At 40.0% G+C, this 25,417-nt stretch carries 13 protein-coding genes; 5 read left to right on the top strand and 8 right to left on the bottom strand.

What is annotated here, in order from left to right:
- Positions 1–179: 179 nt before the first annotated feature.
- The 7 genes from J1N10_RS13735 to J1N10_RS13705 all read right to left on the bottom strand — a co-directional run bounded on the left by J1N10_RS13735 (position 180) and on the right by J1N10_RS13705 (position 12,386).
- A complete protein-coding gene (locus tag J1N10_RS13735) occupies positions 180–3,260 on the bottom strand; it encodes an efflux RND transporter permease subunit (protein WP_262327296.1) in 3,081 nt (1,026 codons plus the stop codon).
- Between the two features lie 9 nt (positions 3,261–3,269).
- Complete coding sequence (locus J1N10_RS13730; RefSeq protein WP_262327295.1) at positions 3,270–4,325, bottom strand: efflux RND transporter periplasmic adaptor subunit; 1,056 nt, start codon at positions 4,323–4,325, stop codon at positions 3,270–3,272.
- A gap of 216 nt (positions 4,326–4,541) precedes the next feature.
- Entirely contained in the window at positions 4,542–5,123 is a 582-nt protein-coding gene (def, locus tag J1N10_RS13725; protein WP_262327294.1) for a peptide deformylase, read from the bottom strand.
- A 96-nt stretch (positions 5,124–5,219) separates the two neighbouring features.
- Positions 5,220–8,558, bottom strand: coding sequence for a ligand-binding sensor domain-containing protein (locus J1N10_RS13720; RefSeq protein ID WP_262327293.1), 3,339 nt, complete (start codon positions 8,556–8,558; stop codon positions 5,220–5,222).
- 228 nt (positions 8,559–8,786) lie between these two features.
- Entirely contained in the window at positions 8,787–9,575 is a 789-nt protein-coding gene (locus tag J1N10_RS13715) for a PhzF family phenazine biosynthesis protein (RefSeq protein WP_262327292.1), read from the bottom strand.
- A gap of 22 nt (positions 9,576–9,597) precedes the next feature.
- Positions 9,598–10,098, bottom strand: coding sequence for a hypothetical protein (locus J1N10_RS13710; protein ID WP_262327291.1), 501 nt, complete (start codon positions 10,096–10,098; stop codon positions 9,598–9,600).
- A gap of 38 nt (positions 10,099–10,136) precedes the next feature.
- A complete protein-coding gene (locus tag J1N10_RS13705; RefSeq protein ID WP_262327290.1) occupies positions 10,137–12,386 on the bottom strand; it encodes a spermine/spermidine synthase domain-containing protein in 2,250 nt (749 codons plus the stop codon).
- Positions 12,387–12,670: 284 nt separating this feature from the next.
- Between J1N10_RS13705 and J1N10_RS13700 the strand changes: the two genes are divergently transcribed.
- The 3 genes from J1N10_RS13700 (at position 12,671) to J1N10_RS13690 (ending at position 20,266) form a co-directional block, all read left to right on the top strand.
- Positions 12,671–15,010: a S9 family peptidase gene (locus J1N10_RS13700; protein ID WP_262327289.1), complete on the top strand. Its 2,340-nt coding sequence runs from the start codon at positions 12,671–12,673 to the stop codon at positions 15,008–15,010.
- A gap of 171 nt (positions 15,011–15,181) precedes the next feature.
- Positions 15,182–18,439, top strand: coding sequence for a VPS10 domain-containing protein (locus J1N10_RS13695; protein ID WP_262327288.1), 3,258 nt, complete (start codon positions 15,182–15,184; stop codon positions 18,437–18,439).
- 207 nt (positions 18,440–18,646) lie between these two features.
- On the top strand, positions 18,647–20,266 hold the full coding sequence (locus J1N10_RS13690) for a diflavin oxidoreductase (protein WP_262327287.1): 1,620 nt from the start codon (positions 18,647–18,649) through the stop codon (positions 20,264–20,266).
- Between the two features lie 36 nt (positions 20,267–20,302).
- Here J1N10_RS13690 and J1N10_RS13685 read toward each other — a convergent pair whose 3' ends face one another.
- A complete protein-coding gene (locus J1N10_RS13685; RefSeq protein ID WP_262327286.1) occupies positions 20,303–21,589 on the bottom strand; it encodes a KamA family radical SAM protein in 1,287 nt (428 codons plus the stop codon).
- 263 nt (positions 21,590–21,852) lie between these two features.
- Here J1N10_RS13685 and J1N10_RS13680 point away from each other — a divergent pair, with 263 nt between their 5' ends.
- Positions 21,853–22,590 (top strand): hypothetical protein, encoded by a 738-nt coding sequence (locus J1N10_RS13680; RefSeq protein ID WP_262327285.1) that lies wholly within the window; start codon positions 21,853–21,855, stop codon positions 22,588–22,590.
- A gap of 325 nt (positions 22,591–22,915) precedes the next feature.
- Positions 22,916–25,306 (top strand): mechanosensitive ion channel family protein, encoded by a 2,391-nt coding sequence (locus J1N10_RS13675; protein WP_262327284.1) that lies wholly within the window; start codon positions 22,916–22,918, stop codon positions 25,304–25,306.
- Positions 25,307–25,417 lie beyond the last annotated feature (111 nt).

The following is a 25,417-nucleotide window of genomic DNA, read 5'->3' as shown; positions in this document are numbered from 1 at the left end:
TTTATTATTTTAGTATCAAGTAGAAAGACATAAGATTTAAGACGATTTACGGCTTTAAACAACATGTCAATAATCTTGATACTTGTGTCTTTCATCTTACATCTGACTTAAAAATGGAGCCAGCTCAATACCGTTGCACCCAACCGGCTCCACTACTAACCTATACATGAAAAAAAATCTTATTCTTCTATCGCTTTATCGTCCTGTGTTGCGTTACAATGTAAGCTCTTGGTATCCACCTTATACATCATAGCATAGGCCACCGGCACTACAATTAAAGTAATAACCGTACCTACAAATAAACCAGACATAATGGCCACTGCCATGGTTTTAAACATGGGGTCAAATGCCAGTGGTAACATACCTAATATGGTGGTTAAGGACGCCATCATTACCGGACGCACCCTCGATAATGTTGCATCGATAATGGCATTTAACATGGCTTTTCCATCGGCTATCTGCAGGTTAATTTCATCCAACAATACCACCGCATTTTTAATCATCATACCCATTAGTCCTAATGTTCCGATGATAGAGAAGAATGTAAAAGGCATTCTCGTAATCAGGAAGCCTAATATCACCCCAATAAAGGCCAGCGGCATGATTGACAAAATAATAACCGGCTGGCGGAAATTATTGAATAAACCAATGATGATGATTACAATCAAAAGGGCTGCCAAAGGTAAATTCTCGCCTAAACCGGCGTTAGCCTCGTTGCTGTTTTTATATTCGCCCAACCACTCCAGTTTATAGCCTTCTGGTAATGGTATGGCCTCAATATCACCTTTTAGTTTCATTAATAGTTCGTTTGGCACCACTCCTTCAATGGGGTCACATTGTGCTTTAATGGAGCGCTGATTATCGTATCGACGAATCATACTGCTCTCCCATCCTATTGTGATGGAATCAACCAACTGACCTAATGCAACACTTTGAGGCAAACCAGCCCAAACAGGGATTGACGATAATTGGTCCATATCTTTTTCGATGGACTTATTTAATTTCAACATTACCGGCAACTGGTATTCATTATTATAATAAACGCCCACAGGAAGTCCTGTTGAAGCAACGGCCAAAGCATTGGCTACATCCGAGCGATTGACCATCAACTCGCGTGCTTTATCTTGTGAATACACCGGCTCCAATACCTTAATGGTATTTTTCCAGTCGTTGGTCACAAATGTAGCGGTTGGTTCCTGGCGCATAATATCATTGGCCTGCTCTGCCAGTTGACGCAATACTTTTTCATCAGGACCGCTAAACTTTGCTTCTATTTTAAAATCACCACCAACTGCAATGTACTCACGTGAACGCGCAAAGGCCGATGGGTAATTCTCTTCCACATATTTCTGAATCTCCAACATCACTCCCTTTCGGAGTTCAGTTTCTTTGGTAGTGACAATCAACTCACCATAACTCAGGCTTAGTCCATTCATCGGGCGCATTAATGTGTAGCGTACCGGCGTGCTTCCTAAACTTGTTACTACCGATGACACATCGTCCCAACTGCTTAACTCAGCCTGAATGGCGTCTAAATCTTTTTCTACCTGGCTAATGTCAGAACCCTCAGGTAAGCGGTACTCCAAAATAAACTGGTCATATTCAGCACCCGGGAAGAAGTTTTGTTTCACAAATCGGAATGACCAGAATGACAGTACTAACACCACAATGGTTGTAATGATAACCGTACTTTTATGCCACAAGGCGAAACGGATAAATTTACCAAACACCTGATAGAACTTACCTCCGTATGGGTCATTCTGCTCACCATCATTATCCTTTTTATTACCTTTCTTATAGAAATATTGTGCATGAAATGGTGTTTGAATCATGGCAAATATCCAGCTGGCAAATAAAGAGATAGCTAAGACATAAAACAATGGTCGCAGAAACTCTCCCGCTCCCGTGCTGTTAAAAGCCAATGGCATAAAAGCAAGAATGGCAACTAACGTGGCTCCAAGAAGCGGGAACGCTGATTTTTTAGCCGTGTTAACAAAGGCTTTTTTGCGCTTCATGCCCCTGTCTAAATCAACCAGGATACCATCGGCCACCACAATGGCATTATCCACCAACATACCCATGGCAATGATAATAGCTGCCAACGACACACGGTGAATTTCAACATCCATTGGTCCCATCACAATAAACGTAGCCAGGATAGTAAACACCAAACCACTGGCAATCAGCAATCCGGCACGCATACCCATGGCTAATAAAAGCACAGCAATTACAATCACTACCGATTCAACCAGATTGACAATGAAGTTATCGATAGAATCAGTTACATAATTGTGCTGATAAAAGACTTTGTTACACTCTATACCTACCGGCAGTTCCTGTTGCAATTCAGCCACACGCGCCTCAATGGCTTCTCCAAGAGTAATCACATTGCCACCCTTCTCCATTGATACGGCTAAACTGATGGCTTCTTTCCCGTTATATTTTAATTTTTGGAGCGTTGGTTCATAAAACTCGCGCTCTACTTTGGCTACTTGTCCCAAGCGATAACGACCACCATTAGGCAGTTTCACTTCGAAATTACGTATCTCATCAAGACTCTCAAATTTATTACCAATACTGATGCGAATGCGTTCTGTACCTGACACAAACGAGCCCGGGTTAACAATGGCTCCCTGATCGTTAAAGGCCTGGAAAATCATCATTGGATTGATCCCCAACGATGCAAAATATTCGTTATCAAAAGTAACGCTTACCACTTCAGTGCGTTTGCCAAATACTTCGATGCGCTTCACACCGTCTACCAGCATCAGCTCTTGCTTCACCCAATCCACATAGTCCTGAAACTCGTGATAATCATAGCCATCGTTTGAAACAGCCAGAAAAATACCTGACACATCGCCAAAGTCATCGTTGATGATAGGCTCAGCTGCACCAGCAGGCAAGTTACCTTTTACATCGTTAATCTTACGACGAAGGTGATCCCACAATTGTGGCATTTCTTTGGTTTTAGTACCAGATTTAATGTTGATGGTAATTTCAGACATCCCCGCAATGGAACGTGACTCCAAAAAATCAATATTTTCCAAACGTTGGATAGCTTTCTCCAATACATCTGTTACTTCGCGATCAACCTCATCGGCTGAGGCGCCCGGATACTGTGTAATAACAACAGCAGCTTTCACCGGTATTTCAGGATCTTCGAGCTTACCGATTGAGTCAAAGGAAATGATTCCTCCTAAAATAACGGCCACAAAAACAAAGCTCAAAAATGCTTTTTGAGATAAAATCCTGTCTAACATGTTACGAGCTTATAATTTATTATTGTCTAAAATTCTTACTTCCTGGTTTTCTACCAGGCTATGTACACCTGCTATTACTACCAACTCATCTCCCTTCAAACCAGAAGTAACAGAAATTAAACCAAGGTTTTCAATCATGTTCACATTAACTTCGGTACTGACGACCTTGTTATTCGCCTGGTTAAATACCCAAACATATTTTTTACCCTGTTTCTCAAATACCGATTCAACAGGTAAAACAACTTTGTGTTCATTTCCTTTTGATAAAGCTATCCGCACCTTGGCAGACATACCAGGTTTAAGATCATTACTTTCTGAGTTGTTAACCATCAAACGTACGTCAAACATATCGTTACCATTGGCTTTCTCATTGATTGACAACACTTCAGTTGGTAAGTTATAAGCATTGGCATTGGCCACATCAACAGTAATTTGAGTAAAGTTCTTTGCCTGATTGACTTTACTTTCAGGCAAGCTAAAACCAACTTCTAAATGACTCACATCCAGCAGTGCAAATATGGGCTGACCAGGCGCTACATTTTCAAAATTGCTGATTTTTTTACGGTAGATAAAACCTTCGAAAGGTGCTTTTAGCTCTGTATCATTAAGCGCATTTTGAGCCGCTTCGTAGGCACTTTTAGCAGCTAAATAACCAGCTTCCATTTTTTCAAGTGTGTTAACCGGTAATTTATTTTTCTTATACAGCTCTTTATATCGGGCATATTCCCCTTCAATTTGAATATATTGAGCTTTGGCCGATTGCAACTGAATTTTATAATCACGAGGATCAATTCGTGCAATCACCTGATTCTTTTTAACATGGTCGCCTTCATCAACCAACACATTAAATACCTGTCCACCAACCTTAAATGCTACATTTACTTCTTTCTTCTCTTTAAGCTGGCCATGAAACACAAGCTCCTCGGTATTCTCTCTTGTACCCAATTGTTCAACCTTTACATAGCGAGGTGCAGCCTGCTTCGCTTCTTCTTTTGAACCACAACTAACCACACTAATTGCCACAACGACGAATGCTAACAATATTGGTAATGTTTGTTTTCTCATGATTTAAATATCCTGTTAGTAATACTTTATTTTCTTGAACAGATTAATTCCATTTGCAAAAGTATCAGATAAACAAGGACAAGTGCCCGGTATATGTACGAAGCTGCAATTACTGCGCATCAAACGGTAGCCTATTTGTATAAGGCAAAGCTCATAAAACTAAAATGGCCTTAACTCAGTAGAATTAAGGCCATTTTTAGTTATGTTTTTAAGCGATTATTTTGCGAATCGCATACGGTATCGTGGGGAAATCTTCCCTTCAGCAATCTTATTAAGTTTGCCTTTGATTAATCGCTTTGCAATACCCGATAAATGGTCGACGTATAAAATGCCTTCAGTATGATCATATTCGTGCTGAATGACACGGGCATTGTACCCTGTGAATGTTTTGGTGTGCTTATTAAAATCACGGTCGTAATACTCAATTTCAATGGCCCAGGGGCGCTCTACTTCTCCACTGATGTCTGGCAAACTCAAACATCCTTCATTGTCAGACCATACTTCTTCCGACTCACCAACTATTTGTGCATTAATAAAGGTTTCTTTAATAGGCTCTTCATCTTCAAACAAGTCTTCCTTATCTTCATCGTTCATACCCTCATACACTTGCTCAGTATCCACAACAAACAATCGAATGGCTTTATTTACCTGCGGAGCTGCCAATCCTACACCATTGGTTTCGTACATGGTCTCCCACATATTGTCAATCAGTGTCCCCAAACCCTCGTAATCTTTTGTTATTTCGTCACACACCTTGCGTAATACTTTGGTGCCATATGCCGTAATTGCTAATGCCATTGTTCTTATTTTGTTATTCGAGCTGCAAAAATAGTGTTTTTACAGTAAACCAAAATTGTGCCGAAAAGTTTATTTTGAACAATAACATTTGACAGCTTAAGATTTCCTGACTGTAAACCAGAACTCAGAGCCTTTACCTGCAGCACTTACAACGCCAATTTCGCCACCGTTTTTCTCAGCAAACTCCTTACAGATAATGAGTCCTAGCCCCGTACCTTTTTCACCTTCTGTACCATCAGATTTTAATTTTTTATCGATGCAAAACAGACGTTCCTGATCTTCGACATTAATGCCAACTCCAGTATCCTTGATAGCAACTCTCAATAGCCCGTCTTGTTCTGAAACAGCATAAGTAATCTGACCGCCTGTTGGCGTAAACTTAAGCGCATTACCCGATATATTGCGGATTATCGTATTAATCGTGTTCCGATCACCTACTGCCTCCAAGTCTTTTGGAAATTCGTTTATCAAGCTTATATTTTTTTTAAGCGCTGCCGGCGTATAAAGGTTAATATTCTCATTAACAAGCGTAGACAGGTTAAAAGGCTTGCTTTCAAAATTAATTTTTCCTCGTTGCGAACGTGACCAGGTCAACAGATTCTCCAACAATAAATAAATGCTTTTTACTGAATGATTAATCCGGGTAACGGCATCGCGCTTATCTTCTTCATCTGCCATTTCATAATTATCGTTCAACATGTTGCTGATGGACATCAGGCTTGTAAAAGGGTTTTTTAAATCGTGAGAAATGATGGAGAAAAATTTGTCCTTGGTGATATTCATTTGACGCAGATTTTCCTGCGAACGCTTTAACTGCAAATTAGTATGCCTAATCTTCTCATTTTGTGCTTTGAGTAGTTTATTCATTCGAATCTTCAACAGGAAGCGATAGATAAAGGTGATGAGCATCAAAACAATAATTATCTCAATAACTAAAAACCAGGTCGTCTGCCAAAATGGTGGACGAATCGTTATACCCAGTTTAGCCATACCATCACCCCACACTCCATCACTATTCGTACTTATCACCTTAAATTCATATTCACCGGGTTTTACATTGGCAAATGATACATAGTTGCGTTGCCCGGCTTTATTCCATTTTTTATCAATTGGCGATAACTGAAAAGCATATTGTGTCTTACCCGGAAACAAATGGTTTAAGCCTGAATACTCAATGGCAAAAAAGCGCTGCGAGTAATCCAGTTCAATATGTTTGGTATAACTAATATTGCTTGATAGCACAAACTGGCTGTCCAGTTCTGTTATCGTCCTTTCCGAATCAGCTAAAGACGATACCCTTACTTCATTGCCCAAAACCTCGAGTCTCGTAATTATTGGGGTAGCAACACTTTCATTGGTTTTCATAACTGCCGGATGAAGTACATTTAAGCCATAAACACCACCAAAGTATAGTTTTCCTGAAATGCCTTTATGATATGCTCCCCCATTAAACTCATTGCTTTGCAAGCCATCACTCACATCAAAATTGCGGCATTTCATGATTGCTGGTTCCAAACAACACACACCATGATTAGTACTTAACCAAAGGTTACCTTTTTCATCAGGCAAAACACTGTAAATAACCTCATTGGGCAAACCATCTTTCATTCCCAACACCTTAACATTCCCTGTTTCAGGGTTTAATACGTTTAATCCCTCATTAGTGCCAATCCATATTAGCCCTCTTTCATCTTGGTATAAACTAAAAACAATATTGTTGCTCAAACGCTTTCCATCTTCGCCTTCTGTTGAATAATGAGTAAACGTGTATGTTTCCGGATTCAGCTTATTAAGTCCACCACCATAGGTACCAATCCACAAATTCCCCTCCCTATCTTCAATAATGCTGGCATATACAAAATTATTAGAAAGAGATTTCGGGTTATCCACCTGATTAACAAAGCGCCTGAATGTTCCTTTATCCTTATCGAATAGGTTAAGGCCATTGCGCGTTCCTACCCATAACTGTTGCTTACTGTCTTCAAAAACAACACGCACTGAATTATCAGAAATAGATAATTCGTCGTTTTGGTTGTGAACAAAGCTCGTGAAATCCTTATTAGAGGGATTAAAGCGATTTAATCCACCTCCATCTGTTCCAACCCAAATAACACCATCGTTATCTTCAAACACTTCGCGCACCGAATTATTGGATAAAGTTTTAGGATTATTGGCGTCATTTAAAAAATTGGTGAATGCATCCGTTTTGGGACAATACCTGCATAAACCTTTGTCGTTCGTTCCAATCCACAGACAACTGTCATGCGCTTCAAATACCGACCAGATAAAATTACTGGGCAAACTATTCGCATTAAGTGGGTTATGTTTTATCAAATCGAACTTATTTGCTGCAGGATGATAAATATTTATTCCGGCACCATAAGTTCCTAACCAAATATTACCGTTACTCTTATCGGCATATATACAGTTGAATACATTCTGGTTAACACTCTCATTATCTGTAGGATTGTGAATACATTTAGTAATTTCAAGATGCCTGTTTATTACAAACAAACCATCGCCATGTGTAGCATACCACACTGAAGCCTTATCATCGATCCAAACAGATTTATTGGTATTAATAGCCAAGCTATTGGTGGTGGTATTGGTATTAATCACCTTTTTAAGCCAGGCTCTTTCCAAATGTTTGCACCATAAGCCATCTTGTGTACTAATCCACAACCGCTTATCATCATCTATTGTAATACTTTCAATTAAATTGAGTTCAGTAACGAGCTCTTTTTCATTTTCAGCTCTCGAGTCCTGAATTACACCAATATCATTATTCGATGCCGTATATATCCTGGGAAAATCAACAATAATATCTACACATCGTGTATCAGCAAGTTTTTCAAGCTGCAGATTAGACTTCAAGATAAAAAGACCATTGGAAGCCGCAATTAATAAATCATTTGCATAAGGTTCGATGGTATTGACCTGGTCTATAGTTGTGTAATTTAAACAAGCTAAGGATTTATTGTCAAATAAGGATAAGCCCTGCTTTGTTCCTACAACCATGAAAGCGTTATAAGCATGCAAACAAGTAATGGTATCATTGTTAATGGAATGCTCCTGATTCTTATTAAAGTTGGTAAATACTTCGTTCACCGGATTAAAATGCGATAAGCCATTGCGCGAGCCAAACCACAATTGTTTGTTAGCATCTTCTTCGATGTGTTCAATCCACTTGTAACATATACTGTTGGGGTTGTTTACATCGGTGCGAAAAATGGTAAAATGATAACCATCAAAACGGTTCAAACCATCCTCGGTACCAAACCACATAAAGCCTTTGCTGTCTTTTTTAATACAATATACCGAGCTTAACGAAAGCCCGTCATTTATGGTGATGCTCTGAAAACGCATAGGCGAATCCTGTGCAAAGCAAAAGCTTGCATAGAGGATGAAAAGACATATAAATCGGACTTTGTTCATAAATAACTGGGTAAGTTGCATAAATTTACTTAATCATATGCTGGAAACCAAGTCATTAAACAGGACAAAAACTAAAGTACTTATTGTGAATGAGGATTCAAACTACTTATCGAGATAATTACCGACAGAAGACAACTTTTAAAAAACGAAGAATTGTTGAGTCGAAAAACTGACAAATTGTTAAAAGCTAAATGGTTTATTTATACATACCAACATCGAACGCCTGGATTAATCTACCCAAATATGCCCAACCATAAATGTGCGGGCTTTGCCACTTATTAAAACCCGGTCATTTTTATCCTGGCAATATAGAGTTCCCCGGCGTTCAGATAATTGAAGAGCCGTCATATCACTTTTATTAAGTTGCTTGCTCCAATATGGAATTAAAGAACAATGGGCCGAACCGGTTACCGGGTCTTCTAAAATAGTGGCTTGAGGAGTAAAAAAACGCGATACAAAATCGCTCTGTTCTCCTTTGGCTGTGGCAATCACCCCCCCCGTACCCAGATCAATTTTATCAAAAATATTACGGTCAATTTGCAAATTGGCCACCATACTCTCTGAAGGATACACCAACACATAATCACGCGCCATTAAAACGGCATCGGGCTGAATGCTAATGGCTTCTTTGATAATTTTCGGTAAGTCTGCTCTTACTGGTTCGCGAGCTGGAAAATCGAGGGTTAAGATATCAGCATGACATTCCACCTTTAACTCACCACTCAATGTGTCAAAAACCATCACATCTGATTCATAGTCCAGGTGAACCTTTAACACATAAGCCGCAGCCAAAGTAGCATGACCACATAAATCCATCTCCAAATCGGGTGTAAACCAACGCAAATAAACTTTGTCTTTCCCTTTGACGAAAAAAGCCGTTTCAGCCACTGCATTTTCTTTCGCAATTTTTAGAAGTACTTCATCAGGTAACCAATCCTGCAGAGGTACCACACATGCCGGGTTTCCACCGTAAATCTCTTCTGTAAAAGCGTCTATTTGGTAAATGGGTAGTTTCATAAACGGTGCTGTTAGTTGTTGATTAAGCTTTTGCCATACCTAGCAAATACTTGCTTTTGGGTGCATAGTAAAATAATACCTTATCGCCATTATTGCAAGCATTATATAAGCGTTCATCAACGCGATAGATGGTATTATCAATTATAAAATCGTAGCGAATAAATTCATTCATCGTTCGATTATGTGGCATTGTGGTCACATTGCCACTTCCTGCTTCAAAATCTTTTTTCTTCACCTTCCGTTCAAGCACTTTAACCTGTGCTTTTTTATAATTATTCCGGATATCGTAATAATACTTGCTATTCATCAGATAACTAATCATTACAGCCAATAAAGCAAGTGCAGAAACGATTATAGTATTAATGCCATAATTGAAACCCGCACCTTGATTTAAATGCAATTCAAAGAGGGTTATAACAATTGCCGAACCGATTAATAAGATGAAGAATGGAATAATATATCCCATTCTACATTGGTATCGTAATTCTTTAATATCCTTGGCAGTTAATGTTCTGTGATTCATAGCTCAGGAAGTTATTCTTTACTTAAAGAAAAGCTTATTTACTTAGAATTAAAAATAAAATGCCTGCCCAATAACCACCATGCCAGCAAATAGAATATACCAGCCATTATCAAGCCATAATTAAAACCATAAACAAACACGGGAATCAACACCAAAGTACTACCAATAACTGATGCTGCACCATTAATGGCAAACCCCCAATCGACTAATTCGCCTGCTTTCGCGCTTCCTTTCACGAAAGGCATGCCCATAAAAAAGCCTAATGGTGCCACTAACAGACACGTAATGACAATACGCCAGAACAAGCCCAATCCGCCCAAAAGTGTAACTACCTGCGAATAGAACAAAATATTAAATAACAACCAAACGGCAATAACCACAAAAGGCACGTAGTTTTTAAAACGTGTACTGAAGAAACTACCCATCCCAGAACTTGCCAATAGCACAAACAATAATGTCATAAAAGTGTAGGACGAAGAGCCTATAAACAGAGTGAATTGCTGTATTAATATGACTTCAACAGCCATAAAAGCAACACCAATAGTGAAGAAATAAAGCCAACCGGCCGCTTTAAACTTATTACCTTTTTTAAAATACGGTAGAAGATTAAGAGGCAGCACCACTAAGCTTACGATGGCCAGGATGACCAGAACAATAACAATGGAAAGGGGAAAACCCTGGAATTCGTATGGCACTAATCGCTTTTTTACGCGGTCAAAAGAGAAGTTCTTCATCATTCCCAACTGACCTGTAAATGGGCGATTATCAGTACATGGTGACAAATTAGTAGAAGCTGTGGACTGAACATTCTTCCAACCCTTTTCGATGATTTGATTAATACGATTGTCTTTGACAGAGTCAACTGCCGGATATAATTGTCTGAAAAAGGCATAATTCTCCTGATTGGTTTCATGAATTGCACTTTGAATAGTTGCCTCATCAAGTGGCTGTTTACCCAACAATATCAAATGACGACGCATTGTTGGAAGATGGTAAACAGCTAAATGGGCTCTGGGGTTTTCAATGCCCTCATCTTCTAGTGCATCTAATATTTCAGAAACCATTCGCGATACATAAAACTGATGCTCCATCAATAGAAAACCATCTTCTGACAAAGCCTTATAATAATCGCGAAAAGCTTCGGTAGTAAACAGGTAATTCTCTGCCAGCGCAAATGAACCAGAAGCCAGAGCCGCAAAACTATTTGAACTCAACGAGTAAATGACATCAAAGTAATTATCATAGCGTCGAACATATGCCCGTGCATCTTCACTCACAACTTTAACACGCTCATCGTTGTATAAATCGCCCGAAAACTCACGCAAGAAACCTTCCGTCATCATTTTATTAATATACGGATTGACTTCAACAGCATGCACTTCAGCCGCACCATCTTGCAAAGCCATCAAAACATCACCACCGCCTCCGGCACCTAAGGATAAAAAGCGACAGTTATCAAAGCGTTTGGTTAAACCTGCTGCAGGTATTGCAAAAGGAATTTTCAAGGAATCGGGACGGTTAAAATTACCATCAAAACCAATGACTGGCGAATTGGCAGCGTTATCAATATTTAAGCCCCAGTAATCGTCGCTATACTTGTAAACCTTTAAACGAGCCATCGCATCCCAATGTGAATAAATCACCTCAGCCCTGTCCTCTTTAGCACTTTTTAGAATGCTTGAACTCTTTGGCAGCACAACAAACGCTGATAGTAACAACAAAAGGGGAATCGCTTTGAACCAAGTATTGAAAGAAATTAAAGACGCTATCAAAACAGGAATGACTACCAGTAAAGCCGCTTTACCCGTTCCAATTGTGTTCATTAACAGCACGGCAAAAACAACCCCTAAGGCAGCTCCCACTAAATCGGCCATGTAAAGTTGCGGCATTGATTGATGTGATTTTCTGAAAATACCACTGAGCACCATACCTCCTGTGAAGAATGAGCTTCCCAGTATTAAAATAGTGGCTAATAACTTAAGCAACATCCAATAACTACTAAGCAACTGTGAGAAATCTAGTTGAAGATACAAGACTGCAGGCGGCCCTGCCAGCATTAATAACCCCGTTAAACTTAACAAACAACCATAACTTTCTTTAGCAGCTAAGCGCTTGCTCAGGCGCACTGTCAATGCCCCAAGGCCGAGCCCCAGAATACTGATACTTAAGACCAGAAAAGCAAAGGTGTAAAAATACTCGGCGGAAAAAACCCTGGACCAGATAATTTCCATCGATATTAATGCCAGAGAAACAAGAAAAATAATAATAGACTGTTTGGTTAGTTTCATATTATTGAGATTTAGATATTTGGATTGCGCCTATTTAAGCAACAAGCATACCTAAATTGTTATAAATATAATTTTCAGCAAATTATACTTAAAGAGTATTTTGAACATTCTGTTTCTACGTTCGTTTTAGTGCAAATCAATGTTCACATTCGAACACCATCCTTAAATGCTCCAAACAATTTCATCATTATAAAACAATAGATTCAAAAGGAAACGAAAGAAATATCATAAAAGAATATCTAAAGAATATGTACTTTCGTCGTTCATACATTAATCAAAATCTTATGAAGAAACACTTTCTGTTGCTAATGTCTGTTTTTCTGTTAGCATCACTTTCTACATCTGCACAAACGGCCAATTTTGAGCTGGCTAACAAGTTTACCAAAGACAATGTTAAAAAATACATTGGTTCGAGCCGCGTTAACCCCAACTGGATTGAAAACAGCCACCTATTCTGGTACAGTTACAAAACATCTGATGGCAATTTCTTTTGGTTTGTCGACCCGGATAAGCGCATGAAAAAGCCTTTGTTCGACAACAATGATCTGGCCTCGAAAGTAACTGCCATCACTCACAAACCATACAATGTCAACGACCTGCCAATCAAAAAGATTGAGTTTGAAAAAAACAGCCAATCAAGCTTCACCTTTGAGATGGACGATTTGAAATTTAATTACAACATGCGCACCAAATGGGTGAGTAAAATCGATACGGTTAAAAAGGAAACCAAACACAAATGGAAGAGTTATTCACCGGATAGTACATACATTGTTTTTGCGCGCCAGCACAACTTGTATATGATGCGTGCCGATGATACAGATAGCACTGAAACACAACTAACAACTGATGGTACACGCTGGTTCAGTTATCAAAGCAAAGGGGGCGACACGACAAGCGATAAGCGTTTAAAAGCCTGGGTCTACTGGTTTAAGGATGAGAAAAAATTCTACACCGTTCGTTATGACATGCGTAAAGTTAAGGAGATGGCGGTTGTCAACTCTGTAGCCAATCCGCGGCCAACGGTAGAAACGTATAAATACGCCATGCCGGGCGATGAACACATTGGCATTCCACATTTGGAGATTTATGATATAGCATCAGAGAACTGGACTAAACCAGATTTGAGCAAATGGAAAGACCAAAGCATCCGTACTTACCGTCCGTCCAAAACATCGGATAACTTATTCGTTATACGTAAAAAACGTACCTGTGACGAGCTGGAATTGGTGAAAGTAAACACATCTACAGGCGATGTAAAACCTTTGTTTAGCGAAAAGTCTAAACCTTACTTTAACGATCAGATGAACCAGCTTCATGTTATTAACGAAGGACAAGAGTTTATCTGGTGGTCGGAACGAACTGGCTGGGGACAACTTTACCGCTACGATGCCGATGGCAACCTGAAAAACCAGATTACGAAAGGCAATTATGTAGTAGGGCAAGTGGCCAGAATTGATACAGCTTCTAATACGCTTTATTACCCGGCCTATGGCAAGGAGAAAGGTTATGACCCGTACTACGACATATACTACCGTACCAGTTTCGATGGCAGCAACACACGCACTATCACCCCAGAAGAAGCAAACCACCATTTTAGCATGCCTAAAACCGACAAACATGCCAACTATTTTGTGAATAACTACTCACGTGTTGACCTGGCGCCTAAAGCTGTGGTGCGCGATAAAAATGGTGCCATTATTATGGAACTGGAGACGATGGACCTATCACGCGTAAAAGAATTGGGCTGGAGCTTCCCTGAGAAGTTTGTAGTGAAAGCCGATGATGGTGTTACGGACTTGCACGGTGTAATCTGGAAACCTTTCGATTTTGATTCAACCAGAAAATACCCAGTTATTTCATACGTTTACCCAGGTCCCCAAACAGAGGCTGTGGTACGCGACTTCACGGTTACTGCGCGCTATAATACAGCGCTGGCTCAATTAGGATTTGTAGTGGTTTCTGTTGGTCACCGCGGCGGTAGTCCTAAACGTCATAAATATTATCACACCTATGGTTACGATAACCTGCGCGATTATGCTTTAAAAGACGATATGTTTGCACTGCAGCAACTGGCCAACCGTTACGATTACATCGACATTAATAAGGTTGGTATTTTCGGCCATAGTGGCGGAGGCTTTATGTCAACAGCTGCCATGTTTGCTTACCCTGATTTTTACAAAGCCGCTGTTTCATCGGCTGGAAACCACGATAACAACATCTATAATAAATGGTGGGGCGAAACGCATCACGGCGTTAAAGAGGTGAAGAAAAAGATTAAGAAGCAAGAAGAAGTGAAAGACTCAACAAAAGTTGATAGCCCTGACGATGAATACGAGATAACGTTCAAGAGTAAAATACCAACCAATCCAACGATTGCAAGGAACCTGAAAGGTCATCTAATGCTGGTACACGGCGAAATTGACAACAATGTACATCCGGCTAATACCATGCGTGTTGTAAAGGCCTTAATGGATGCACGGAAGCGTTTCGATTTTATGATTATCCCGAATGTACGACATGGTTTTTCACAATATTCACCTTATTTCGAAAAGATGATTTGGTATCATTTTTCGGAGCATTTATTAGGCGATTATCGTAACAATGTAGATTTAGATTTACCGTAAAGTTTGTGTATATATAGTGTTAAGCGCCCTGCTTCATATTTTTTTTGAAGTGGGGCGTTTTTTTATGCAAACACTTACCAAATCATTCTTTCAATACTTTTCAGCAATTAAACATTCCAACAATTCTTAGTATATTTACTCTACTTTATCACTCACCTTCAATACATAAGCATGAAAAGAACGAAAGAAAAAGGACTCGTCCTTTCTTTATTGCTGTTAACTTTCTCATTTGCCTTAACAGCACAATCATTACTAAACGACACCACGTTTACAGGCTTGAAATTGCGCAGTATTGGTCCGGCGCTGATGTCGGGACGTATTGCAGATATTGCCATTCATCCCGAACAAGAGAATACCTGGTATATAGCTGTTGGCTCGGGTGGCGTTTGGAAAACCGTGAATGCAGGTACAACCTGGCAACCTATCTTCGACAATCATAAGGTCTATTCAACCGGATGTATCACCCTCGACCCCAATAACCACCATGTAATATGGTTGGGAACCGGTGAGAATGTTGGTGGTCGCCATGTTGGTTTTGGCGATGGTATTTACAAAAGTGAAGATGATGGTGCTTCCTGGACCAACATGGGGTTAAAAACATCACAGCACATATCCAAAATCATTGTTCACCCTGATAATTCAGATATTATTTGGGTAGCAGTGCAAGGCCCGTTATGGAACAAAGGCGGCGAACGTGGCATCTACAAATCAAGTGATGGTGGTCAAACCTGGCAACAGACACTTGGTGACACCGAATGGCTTGGCGCAACAGACATACTGATTGACCCACGAAATCCTAACCGACTTTATGCGGCAACGTGGCAGCGGCACCGTAATGTGGCAGCTTATCTGGGAGGTGGCCCCGGCACAGCCATTTATCGTTCTGATGATGGTGGCGAAACTTGGCAAAAACTATCGAAAGGGCTGCCCGATGGTAACATGGCAAAAATTGGCTTGGCCATATCGCCACAACAGCCAGACATTATTTATGCCGCTATTGAATTGAACCATCGTAAGGGTGGTGTTTATCGCTCCAGCAACAGAGGCGCATCATGGGTTAAAATGTCGGATGCCGTATCGGGAGCCACAGGTCCACATTATTACCAGGAATTATATGCCTGTCCACATCAGTTCGATAAGCTTTACCTGGTTGATGTGCGCATGCAGGTTTCAAGTGATGGAGGCCAAACCTTTAAGCCCATGGCGGAACAGCACAAGCACTCTGACAACCATGCTATTGCTTTCAAAAAGAATGACCCCAACTACTTGCTGGTAGGTACCGATGGCGGATTATACGAAAGCTTTGACAATACGAAAAACTGGCGCTATGTTTCTAACCTGCCAATCACACAGTTTTATAAAGTGGCGGTTGATGATGCTGAGCCATTCTACAATATTTATGGTGGCACACAGGATAACAATACACAAGGCGGACCATCGCGCACCGATAAAGCCAATGGTATCACCAATGCCGATTGGTACATCACCCTTTTTGCCGATGGACACCAGCCTGCTACTGAACCAGGCAACCCCAATATTGTCTATTGCGAATGGCAAGAAGGTAACCTGGTGCGAGTCGATAAAACGACAGGCGAAATTGTACATATCCAACCTCAACCGTTAGAAGGTGAACCATTTGAACGTTACAACTGGGATGCTCCTATATTGGTTAGCCCACACCAACCAAGCCGACTGTATTTTGCTTCACAGCGTGTTTGGCGTTCCGACGACCGGGGCGACAGCTGGACACCCATTTCAGGTGATTTGACTAAAAACGAAGAACGACTGAGCCTGTCTATTATGGGTAATACACAAAGCTGGGACAATGCCTGGGATTTATATGCCATGTCAACTTATAACACCATCACATCACTGGCTGAATCGCCTTTGCAGGAAGGCTTGATTTATGCTGGAACAGACGATGGTCAGATTAGCATCACCGAAGATGGTGGAGACAACTGGCGAACCATACTCATAAACAAACTGCCGGGAGTGCCGGCCACTGCTTTTGTCAATGATATTAAAGCCGATTTATTTGATGTTAATACGGTGTATGTAGCACTTGACAACCATAAGTATGGCGATTTCAAACCCTATTTGTATAAAAGTACTGACAAGGGAAAATCGTGGAAATCAATGACTGGTAACCTGCCTGAACAGACACTTGTCTGGCGTTTTGTACAAGACCATGTCAAACCAGCACTGTGCTTCCTTGGAACAGAATTCGGACTGTATTTTACCATCGATGGTGGTGAAAATTGGGTACAGCTAAAAGGTAATGTGCCAACCATCTCCTTCCGTGATATTGCTATTCAGCGAAGAGAGAATGATTTAGTGGGAGCTTCCTTTGGTCGCGGCTTTTATGTATTGGATGATTACACAGCCTTACGCCATGTGACAGAAGAACAGCTGAATGAAGAAGCCACCCTCTTCCCCACCCGAACTGCTTTAAAGTACATTCCTCGTCCTGACATGACCATGCAAGGTAAAGGCTCCCAGGGAGCAGGTTTCTACACAGCTCCCAATCCTGAATTTGGAGCCGTTTTTACATATTACCTCAAAGAAGATTACCCCTTAATGAGTCAACAGCGACAAAAAGCAGAGCAGAAAACTCTTAAAGAAGGTGATACAGTATCATTTCCAGGCTGGGAGCACCTGGCAGCTGAAGCGCGTGAAGACACCACCAAACTCTGGCTCAGCATTAGCGACGAAAATGGCCGTTTTATTCGCCGTCTGAGAGCTCCCACAGGCAAAGGATTTCATAGGTTAGCCTGGGATTTACGCTACGCTTCTCCGGCAACTATTAAACCCGGACAAGCAAGTGGCAATACCAGTGGTTACCTCGTTCCATCGGGCGATTACACAGCCAGCTTATCCCTTGAGTCGAATGGTTCTGTCAGGGATTTATCAGCGCCAGTGAATGTCAGTGTTCAAGCATTGAATAAAGGACATCTGGAAGCACAGCCTGAGACGGCAATTAATGAATACATAAAAGAGCTACAGGCAAGCCAGCAGGAGCTTTCAGCCATTAACAAAACCCTTAAAACAGCCTTTAAACAATTGGAAGCCTTGCGACAATCGGCACAACATTCGAAGCTGGAACCCGGTGAGCTGGAAACACGTTTACACGAGTTAAAACAGCAACTTTTTGACATCGATGAGGCACTTAATGGTGATAGAAACAAGAACCTGGTAGGTGAAAAAACAAAACCAACTGTCAACAGTCGCTTGCAGGTTGCTGCTTTTAACATTGCGAATAACACTTATGGCCCAACTGCTACTCAACGCCAGAATCTGGCTATTGCGCAGAAAGAAATAACGACTATTAAAACTGACATTCAACAAATAACAGAAGTAGAGTTTAAACAAATAATGCAATTACTGTTAGAAAACGATGGCCCCTGGATAGAGGGAATGCCATTGCCATAAAAATAAGTTCTTGCTAAGCACACAATGAATAAAAAATGCAATGGCCGCAAAGTTTTGAAGAAGCACACTTTTCATCTTTGCGTGCCTGGCGTTACTTTGCGTGAAACAACATTTATAAATAGTGATTTTTCATCTTCTCAACTACAAAATACTATTTGACTGAACTTTTTCGGATGTAGTTCCTTGAATGATTAAACCACATCTGCAATGGATACATTTGAAAACAGTTTATACATTCTTTACGGTAGTCGCACGGGTAACTCAAAAGCCGTAGCCACATTGGCACATGAGTATGCTCAGAGTCTTGGATACACCTCCATATTAAGAGATATGCAAGACATGGATTTTACAGAACTATCTCAAATAGAAAACCTGCTTGTAATCGTCAGCACACATGGCGAAGGTGAACCGCCTGTGCAAGCCGAAGATTTCCATGAATACATTCACAAGCACACAAACTTGCATATTACAGCCAATTATGCCGTGCTTGGGCTTGGCGATAGCAGTTATCGTTATTTCTGCCAGACTGGTGAGGATATTGATCGACGTTTTGAAACGCTTGGAGGCAAACGCCAGTTACCACTAGTCAAATGTGACATTGATTTTGAAGAGACAGCAAAAAACTGGGTATTAGATGTCATTAAAGCATTTGAAAAGCACCTGACTGTGGCTAATAAAACGGTGAAAGAAGGATTTGTTTTTGATTTGAAACTCGATGACCATTCCAATTCTGCTTATAAAGCTGAATTATTACATAAAGAGATGCTAACGGCTGAGGATAGTAGTAAGAAAGTGTTGCATGTTAGCCTGTCGCTCAAAAATTCAGGCATTAATTATCTGCCGGGAGATGCCATTGGTGTTTATGGAACAAATTCGCGTAGTTTGGTAGATGAGCTATTAAAAACACTCAACTTTGACAAAGCCTATCCGGTAAAAGATAAAGAAAGAACACGCTTACTGAAGGATGTTTTAATCCACGATTATGAGCTGACATTAATAACGCCTTTAGTTGTTCGTAATTATGCTGCCATAGTTGATAATATGGAGCTTAACAAACTAATTGAAGACAATAAGAAACTGGAAGCATATACTGAAGAACACGACATAATTGATTTAGTGAGTGACTTTCCGGGAGAGCTTAATGTTGAACAGTTTCTAAGTATCCTGCGTAAACTTGGTCAACGCCTCTATTCCATTGCTTCCAGCAGGGAACATGTGGGCGAACAGGCCGATATAACGGTTAAGATTATTGAGAACAAAAACAAACAGCGAATGCGCAATGGTGTTTGTTCGTCTTTTCTTTGGAACCGCCTCGATGTTGGCGATATGGTGCCAGTCACCCTTGAAACGATTAATAAATTCAGATTGCCGGATGAAGATGATAAGCCTGTAATTATGATTAGCGCTGGAACCGGCATTGCTCCTTTCCGTGGTTTTCTGCAAGAAAGAGCAGCCAAAAAAGCCAAGGGAAAAAACTGGTTGATATTTGGTGAGCGTCATCGTCAAACCGATTTCCTTTATGAAGAGGAATTACAAAGCTATCAGCAAAGTGGTGTGCTTAACAAATTGAGTACCGCTTTTTCGAGAGACCAAAAGAACAAAGTATATGTCAATCATGTGATTGAACAGCAAGCCAAAGATATTATTAGCTGGCTTGAGCAAGGTGCTATTATTTACGTTTGTGGTAGCAAAGACAAACTGGCCGTTTCTGTTCGGCAAAGTTTAATTGACATTTTAAGTAAACAAAAGGCAATTGATGATACACAATCATTAGCCTACCTGGAACAATTAAAAGCCAATAAACAATACCAGGAAGAAGTCTATTAACGGACTTCTTCCCTCTCTTCTTTATCAAACTATGGACTATAAATCAGAATGATGAATTTGCATCTCCACCGGTTTAAGCTGATCAATCCAGGTCGCTTTGTCATCGTAGTGCATTAAAAACGGTTTATAGGTCTGCTGATAATCCCTGTGGCGGATGTATTGAATCTGAAAATATTTCTCGCCGTTTAGCGGGTTTTCGATAATGCCCATAACCTGCGCCTTGCCTTTGGCTGCCGACATGGATGGAGCCGTCACTGTTTTTGCCAGGCTCGATGTTACTCTAATAGCGTCGGTATAAATCTCATAGGCTTTCGCCAACGGCACTTGAAAATAGGCATAAGGCCCTGTCTCTCTTTCTATAAACATGTAGTAAGGGATCATGCCCATATTCACCTGCTGATCCCACATAGTGGCCCACACTTCGGCAGATGCATTAATGTGATTAAGTAATGGTGATTGTGTTCGGATTTCAGCACCTGTTGCCCTTATATTGGCAATGGCCTCTGCAACGGCACTGTTCGACATTTCCTGGTAATGATTAAAATGCGCCATAATGGACAAGTGAATACCTTTATCAGTAATGCGCTTAAACAAATCCAGCATCTCCTGTGCCTCCTCGTTGTATTGAGGCAAGAAAACAAACGGCCACCATGTTAATGATTTGGTTCCAAAACGTATGGTTTTCAAATTCTTCAAATCTGCCTTAAAGATGGTTTCGATGTATTTACTAATCGTTCGCGGGCTCATAATCATGGGGTCGCCACCGGTAAACAATAGTTCGTGCAAATGCTCGTGTTGCCTGAAGTATTCACATACCTGGTCAATCTCCTTCATCGAAAACTGCAAATCCAGATCCTTCACAAATTGTGGCCAGCGAAAACAAAAAGTACAGTTGGCATGGCAGGTTTGCCCCTGTGTTGGGAAGAATAAAGCAATATCGCGATACTTATGCTGCACCCCGGGCAACGGTTCCCCATTCAATGTTGGTATATTAGACTGTTGCTGTGCTGGATGAGGATTCAAACTCAAACGAATCTCATTGGCTATTTTAGTTACTTCATGTGGTGGCAGGCCTTTTTCAACAGCCCATTTAACTTTTTCATAATCAGCCTCTCGAAGCATATGCTTATTAGGAAAAGTAAGAATATAACATGGATCGGTTTCGTAATTCTTCCAGTCAATCAGGTAATCAACTACATAATTATTAGCCTTAAAGGGCAGTACCTTGGATACAACTTCAATTTCCTGCTTCACCTCTTCCGGTAACAATTTCATGTATTCAATCTGCCTGAAATTTTTGATATTATAACTAAATATTTTCATAGCGTTATCAGTATATGATGGTCCTTACCTTTACAAACATCGATATAAAAGAAATGTTTGTTAGTACAGGTATCAAGCTGATAAATCAAACTGATGACCTATGGCAATTATAATTTAAAATCAAGCTATTTAATTAATAATCAACAACGCTCATCAAAAAAGGTATTATATAACTTCTATCCGTTAAGTTGAAACGAACATTGGCTGTTTAAATGTTTTAGTTGTAACTTATTGTTTTTTATTAATCAATAGATTTTAACATTATGCTAATCGCATTATTAATAAAACTTCTCTTCGGCGGCGGTGCTGATGAATACCTGATTCCATCGATTGAAAAATACAGTAAAAAAAACTTCGATAAAGAAGCCAAAACTATTGTAGTAACAACCCTGCACGAACATCAGGCCGACACAAAGCTATTTTACAAAGCTCAAAAGAAACGTATCAAAACCTTTCATCAACAAAGGCAGGAGAAAGACATTGAATCCGAACACTTTGATGAATTCTATAGCCAGACTATATCGGGCTTTGAACGACTCGACAGTTTGAGCATTGTCAGAAGGCAAATAATTATACAACACTTTAGCGAGCAACAATGGGATGAAGCCATGGTGAAAGCCAGTAAAAACCTCGAAAAATACCTGAAACAAAAACACAAAACCCGCCATAAACTAAATAAATCAATTGCCCGGTTTAGTTCCAGAGTGGAGCGATTGATTGCCAATAAAGGAATCAACCCCAAAACGTTGGAGATTGTGAATCATTTTGAAACAATTACCAATCAATATCTGGATGATTATGACGAGCTACAAGAGGATTTAACCCATTACTGGTTAAATTATACAATTGATGAACAAGTATTGAAAGCCAAAATGCAACAGGCCATTGCTATCCGAAAAGACTATAACTCCAATTTCAAAACTACTTTCTTTGAGCTTTTGGAAATACTCAACGAAAAAGAATGGTTAATGATTCGAAAACAATTTAATCGCATCTACTAACCTGAGTTCGACATAAAATTAATTGCTCAGACCGTTTGTAAATAATTGGTTTCAAGGAACAATTGCGAAGGAACAGCGGGCTATTTCTAGCAAATGTGACGTAGAAAACAGTTGTTTACAAGCGGTAAATCAAACTTTTTATTAAACAACTAATCTACTTCTTTAAATTTTATCATCATAGTTCACTATGCTTCAAAAAAATACATTGTATATCAGTTATTTAATAAAATCTGAGCGGTTTAATTTTAATCGAACTCAGGTTATTAGTTCAAAAATTGCAGATCTTCTACTATTTTTAGGCTTAGAACTAAAACCAAACCAAACGATGATCAACAAACTTGCTCTTATCCTCTTATTTTGCAGTTACATTCATCTTTTTAATGCACAATGTCAGGAAACAACAGACAGCACTGCTGTTAAGACCATAGTTGATGTTATTGAGATACCTGCAAGAAGCGCCGAAGCCATCAAGCAATTAAACCAATTGCAACGGAACATGCTCAACTCTGAGCATTTGAAAAAAATAATAAGTAACGATACAACGACCCTTAACCTTATTGATAGTTTAACACACCACGAAAAAGGTGTTGAACTCATCATGTTTAACAAACGGCACCTTGTTAATAAACGCTCGTTATGGAACCAACGACTTCAGCAAGTGGAATCCATAAAAAATGATATTACAGAGCAATTAGAAGACAATGAAGACCTGGCATTAAAAGCTCAGGCAATAGGTAATGAATGGTCGAATATTGCTTTGTCTATACCCAGCGATGAGCAAGACAGTATCGTAAGTGCGAATATCGAACAAGTTATAGTTAAAAACGATTCTCTTTTGAAACAACTGCACCAACAACGCAGTGTTTTATTAGCTATACAAAATAGGAATATTTCAAAAACCGTAGACATCACAAACATACTTGAGCGTATTGAAAATAAGGTCAATCAGGAACGACACAATATTTTTGCCCGCAGTAACATTTCTTTTGCTCAGATATTTAATGCCAGACAATATGCCTCTGCCATAACTATACTTAAAAAAAATCTGTCGATCGAACTTAAGCTGATGGGTAACTACCTGAAAGACAAAGAAGGCAATGCTTTTCTGTTTATCATCATACTGGTGTTCGGCATGTTTATCTTCAGGCAGGCTCACAAAAACATCATCCGAAAAGGTAATTTAGAATCGGACGGCTTTTACATGCAACAGTTTAAACGCATACTAACCGCCTACCTTAGCACCGCTTTTGTATTGGTTATATGGTTTTCAGCATTGCTTTTCCCCAATCAGCCGCTGTTATTTAAAGATGCTATTCGCATCATTATATGCATCCCATTAACCATATTGCTATACCGCCTGATAGATAAAAAACTTTTCTTTAGCATCGTCATCCTGTTTTCTCTCATTCTGGTACAATCAGTCATCAACCTCTTCCCTCCCAACCACATGGCTTACAGGCTTTATTTACTTATTGCCATCTTGCTTGAGCTATTTGTCATGTTTAAAATCAAGGCCTTTGTAAAGACTATTCACTTTAAAAGCAAAGTACTAAGTTCAGCCCTAAATAAGCTGATGCTATTGGCCGTTGGTCTTATCTCATTGGTGATTCTGCTTGGCATACTTGGTTATTTTGTTTTGGGCGAACTGGTTGTCAACCTGGTTCTGATCAATGCATTTAGCATTTGCTTGCTATATGTATCCATGCTCATCGTTATTGGTATAATCGAACTTGTATTCAACTATGAAAAAACAAAGCGCCTGAAGGTGATTCAACATTATGGTGATAGTATTAAAAACCGGTTAATACAGTTTATAACCATCGTCACCCCGTTACTGGTAATTTACATCATATTAGCCAGTATTAATTTTGACGAACCAGTGGTGAATGCCATCATCAACAGCATCACCTACCAGTTTAAAATTGGCGAAATGAGTTTTTCCATCGGTCGCATCATCACTTTAATCATCATCTTATCTCTATCGGTTTTTGTATCCAATGTCATTAAGGTCATTCTGGAAGAAGATGTATTCAGTCATACCAAACTGAGCAAAGGTCTGCCACATACCATTGCGCTATTAGCCAAATATGCGCTGATAACCATTGGTGTATCACTAGCCTTTTCGGTTGCCGGTTTTCCCATGGAGAACTTTGCCGTGTTAATTGGAGCCTTTGGTGTGGGTATTGGTTTTGGCCTTCAAAACATTTTTAACAACCTGGTTTCCGGCCTTATCTTATTGTTTGAACGCCCCATTAAAATTGATGATGTGATTGAAGTAGGCGAATTGCGCGGGCGAGTACGATCCATTGGTATCCGCTCAAGCGTGGTGCGCACTTTTGATGGTGCCGAAGTGATAGTGCCCAACGGACAGTTGATTTCTAATGAAGTCATCAACTGGACACACTCCGATCAAATCAGGCGCTACGAAGTGCTGGTTGGCGTAGCCTACGGCTCTGATGTTGAGCAGGTAAAAACCATTCTGGAAGAACAAATTGCCAAGCATGATGATATCCTCACAGTTCCTGAGCCATCCGTTTTGTTTATCAACATGGGCGATAGTTCACTGGATTTCCGCATGCTCTACTGGATATCGAAGGTAAGAAACGGGCTGGAGATACACAGTGCCATTACTCAGCAGGTGTACAATGCCTTGAACGAAGCTGGTATTGAAATTCCATTCCCGCAACGCGATGTGCATATTAAGTCGAAGGATTGAGATTAATAATAAACCTGTAAGTGATAACCTATGTGGCACCAGATATTTTGTTTCTATTACGCCAGCGACAAAAGGCATCCTTATTGTTTGGGCCGGCCATTTACTATAAAA

This window comes from Carboxylicivirga litoralis (assembly GCF_025499605.1).
Lineage (GTDB): Bacteria > Bacteroidota > Bacteroidia > Bacteroidales > Marinilabiliaceae > Carboxylicivirga > Carboxylicivirga litoralis.
Note: the sequence above shows the minus strand (reverse complement) of the source record. Positions and strands in the feature narration are given on the sequence as shown.

What these genes read in the sequence shown, in the direction of transcription:
- J1N10_RS13730 (WP_262327295.1), bottom strand. Translation starts at nt 4,325, where the DNA reads ATGAGAAAACAAACATTACCAATATTGTTAGCATTCGTCGTTGTGGCA.
- def (WP_262327294.1), bottom strand. Translation starts at nt 5,123, where the DNA reads ATGGCATTAGCAATTACGGCATATGGCACCAAAGTATTACGCAAGGTG.
- J1N10_RS13720 (WP_262327293.1), bottom strand. Translation starts at nt 8,558, where the DNA reads ATGAACAAAGTCCGATTTATATGTCTTTTCATCCTCTATGCAAGCTTT.
- J1N10_RS13705 (WP_262327290.1), bottom strand. Translation starts at nt 12,386, where the DNA reads ATGAAACTAACCAAACAGTCTATTATTATTTTTCTTGTTTCTCTGGCA.
- J1N10_RS13690 (WP_262327287.1), top strand. Translation starts at nt 18,647, where the DNA reads ATGGATACATTTGAAAACAGTTTATACATTCTTTACGGTAGTCGCACG.
- J1N10_RS13700 (WP_262327289.1), top strand. Translation starts at nt 12,671, where the DNA reads ATGAAGAAACACTTTCTGTTGCTAATGTCTGTTTTTCTGTTAGCATCA.
- J1N10_RS13715 (WP_262327292.1), bottom strand. Translation starts at nt 9,575, where the DNA reads ATGAAACTACCCATTTACCAAATAGACGCTTTTACAGAAGAGATTTAC.
- J1N10_RS13710 (WP_262327291.1), bottom strand. Translation starts at nt 10,098, where the DNA reads ATGAATCACAGAACATTAACTGCCAAGGATATTAAAGAATTACGATAC.
- J1N10_RS13675 (WP_262327284.1), top strand. Translation starts at nt 22,916, where the DNA reads ATGATCAACAAACTTGCTCTTATCCTCTTATTTTGCAGTTACATTCAT.
- J1N10_RS13695 (WP_262327288.1), top strand. Translation starts at nt 15,182, where the DNA reads ATGAAAAGAACGAAAGAAAAAGGACTCGTCCTTTCTTTATTGCTGTTA.
- J1N10_RS13735 (WP_262327296.1), bottom strand. Translation starts at nt 3,260, where the DNA reads ATGTTAGACAGGATTTTATCTCAAAAAGCATTTTTGAGCTTTGTTTTT.
- J1N10_RS13680 (WP_262327285.1), top strand. Translation starts at nt 21,853, where the DNA reads ATGCTAATCGCATTATTAATAAAACTTCTCTTCGGCGGCGGTGCTGAT.
- J1N10_RS13685 (WP_262327286.1), bottom strand. Translation starts at nt 21,589, where the DNA reads ATGAAAATATTTAGTTATAATATCAAAAATTTCAGGCAGATTGAATAC.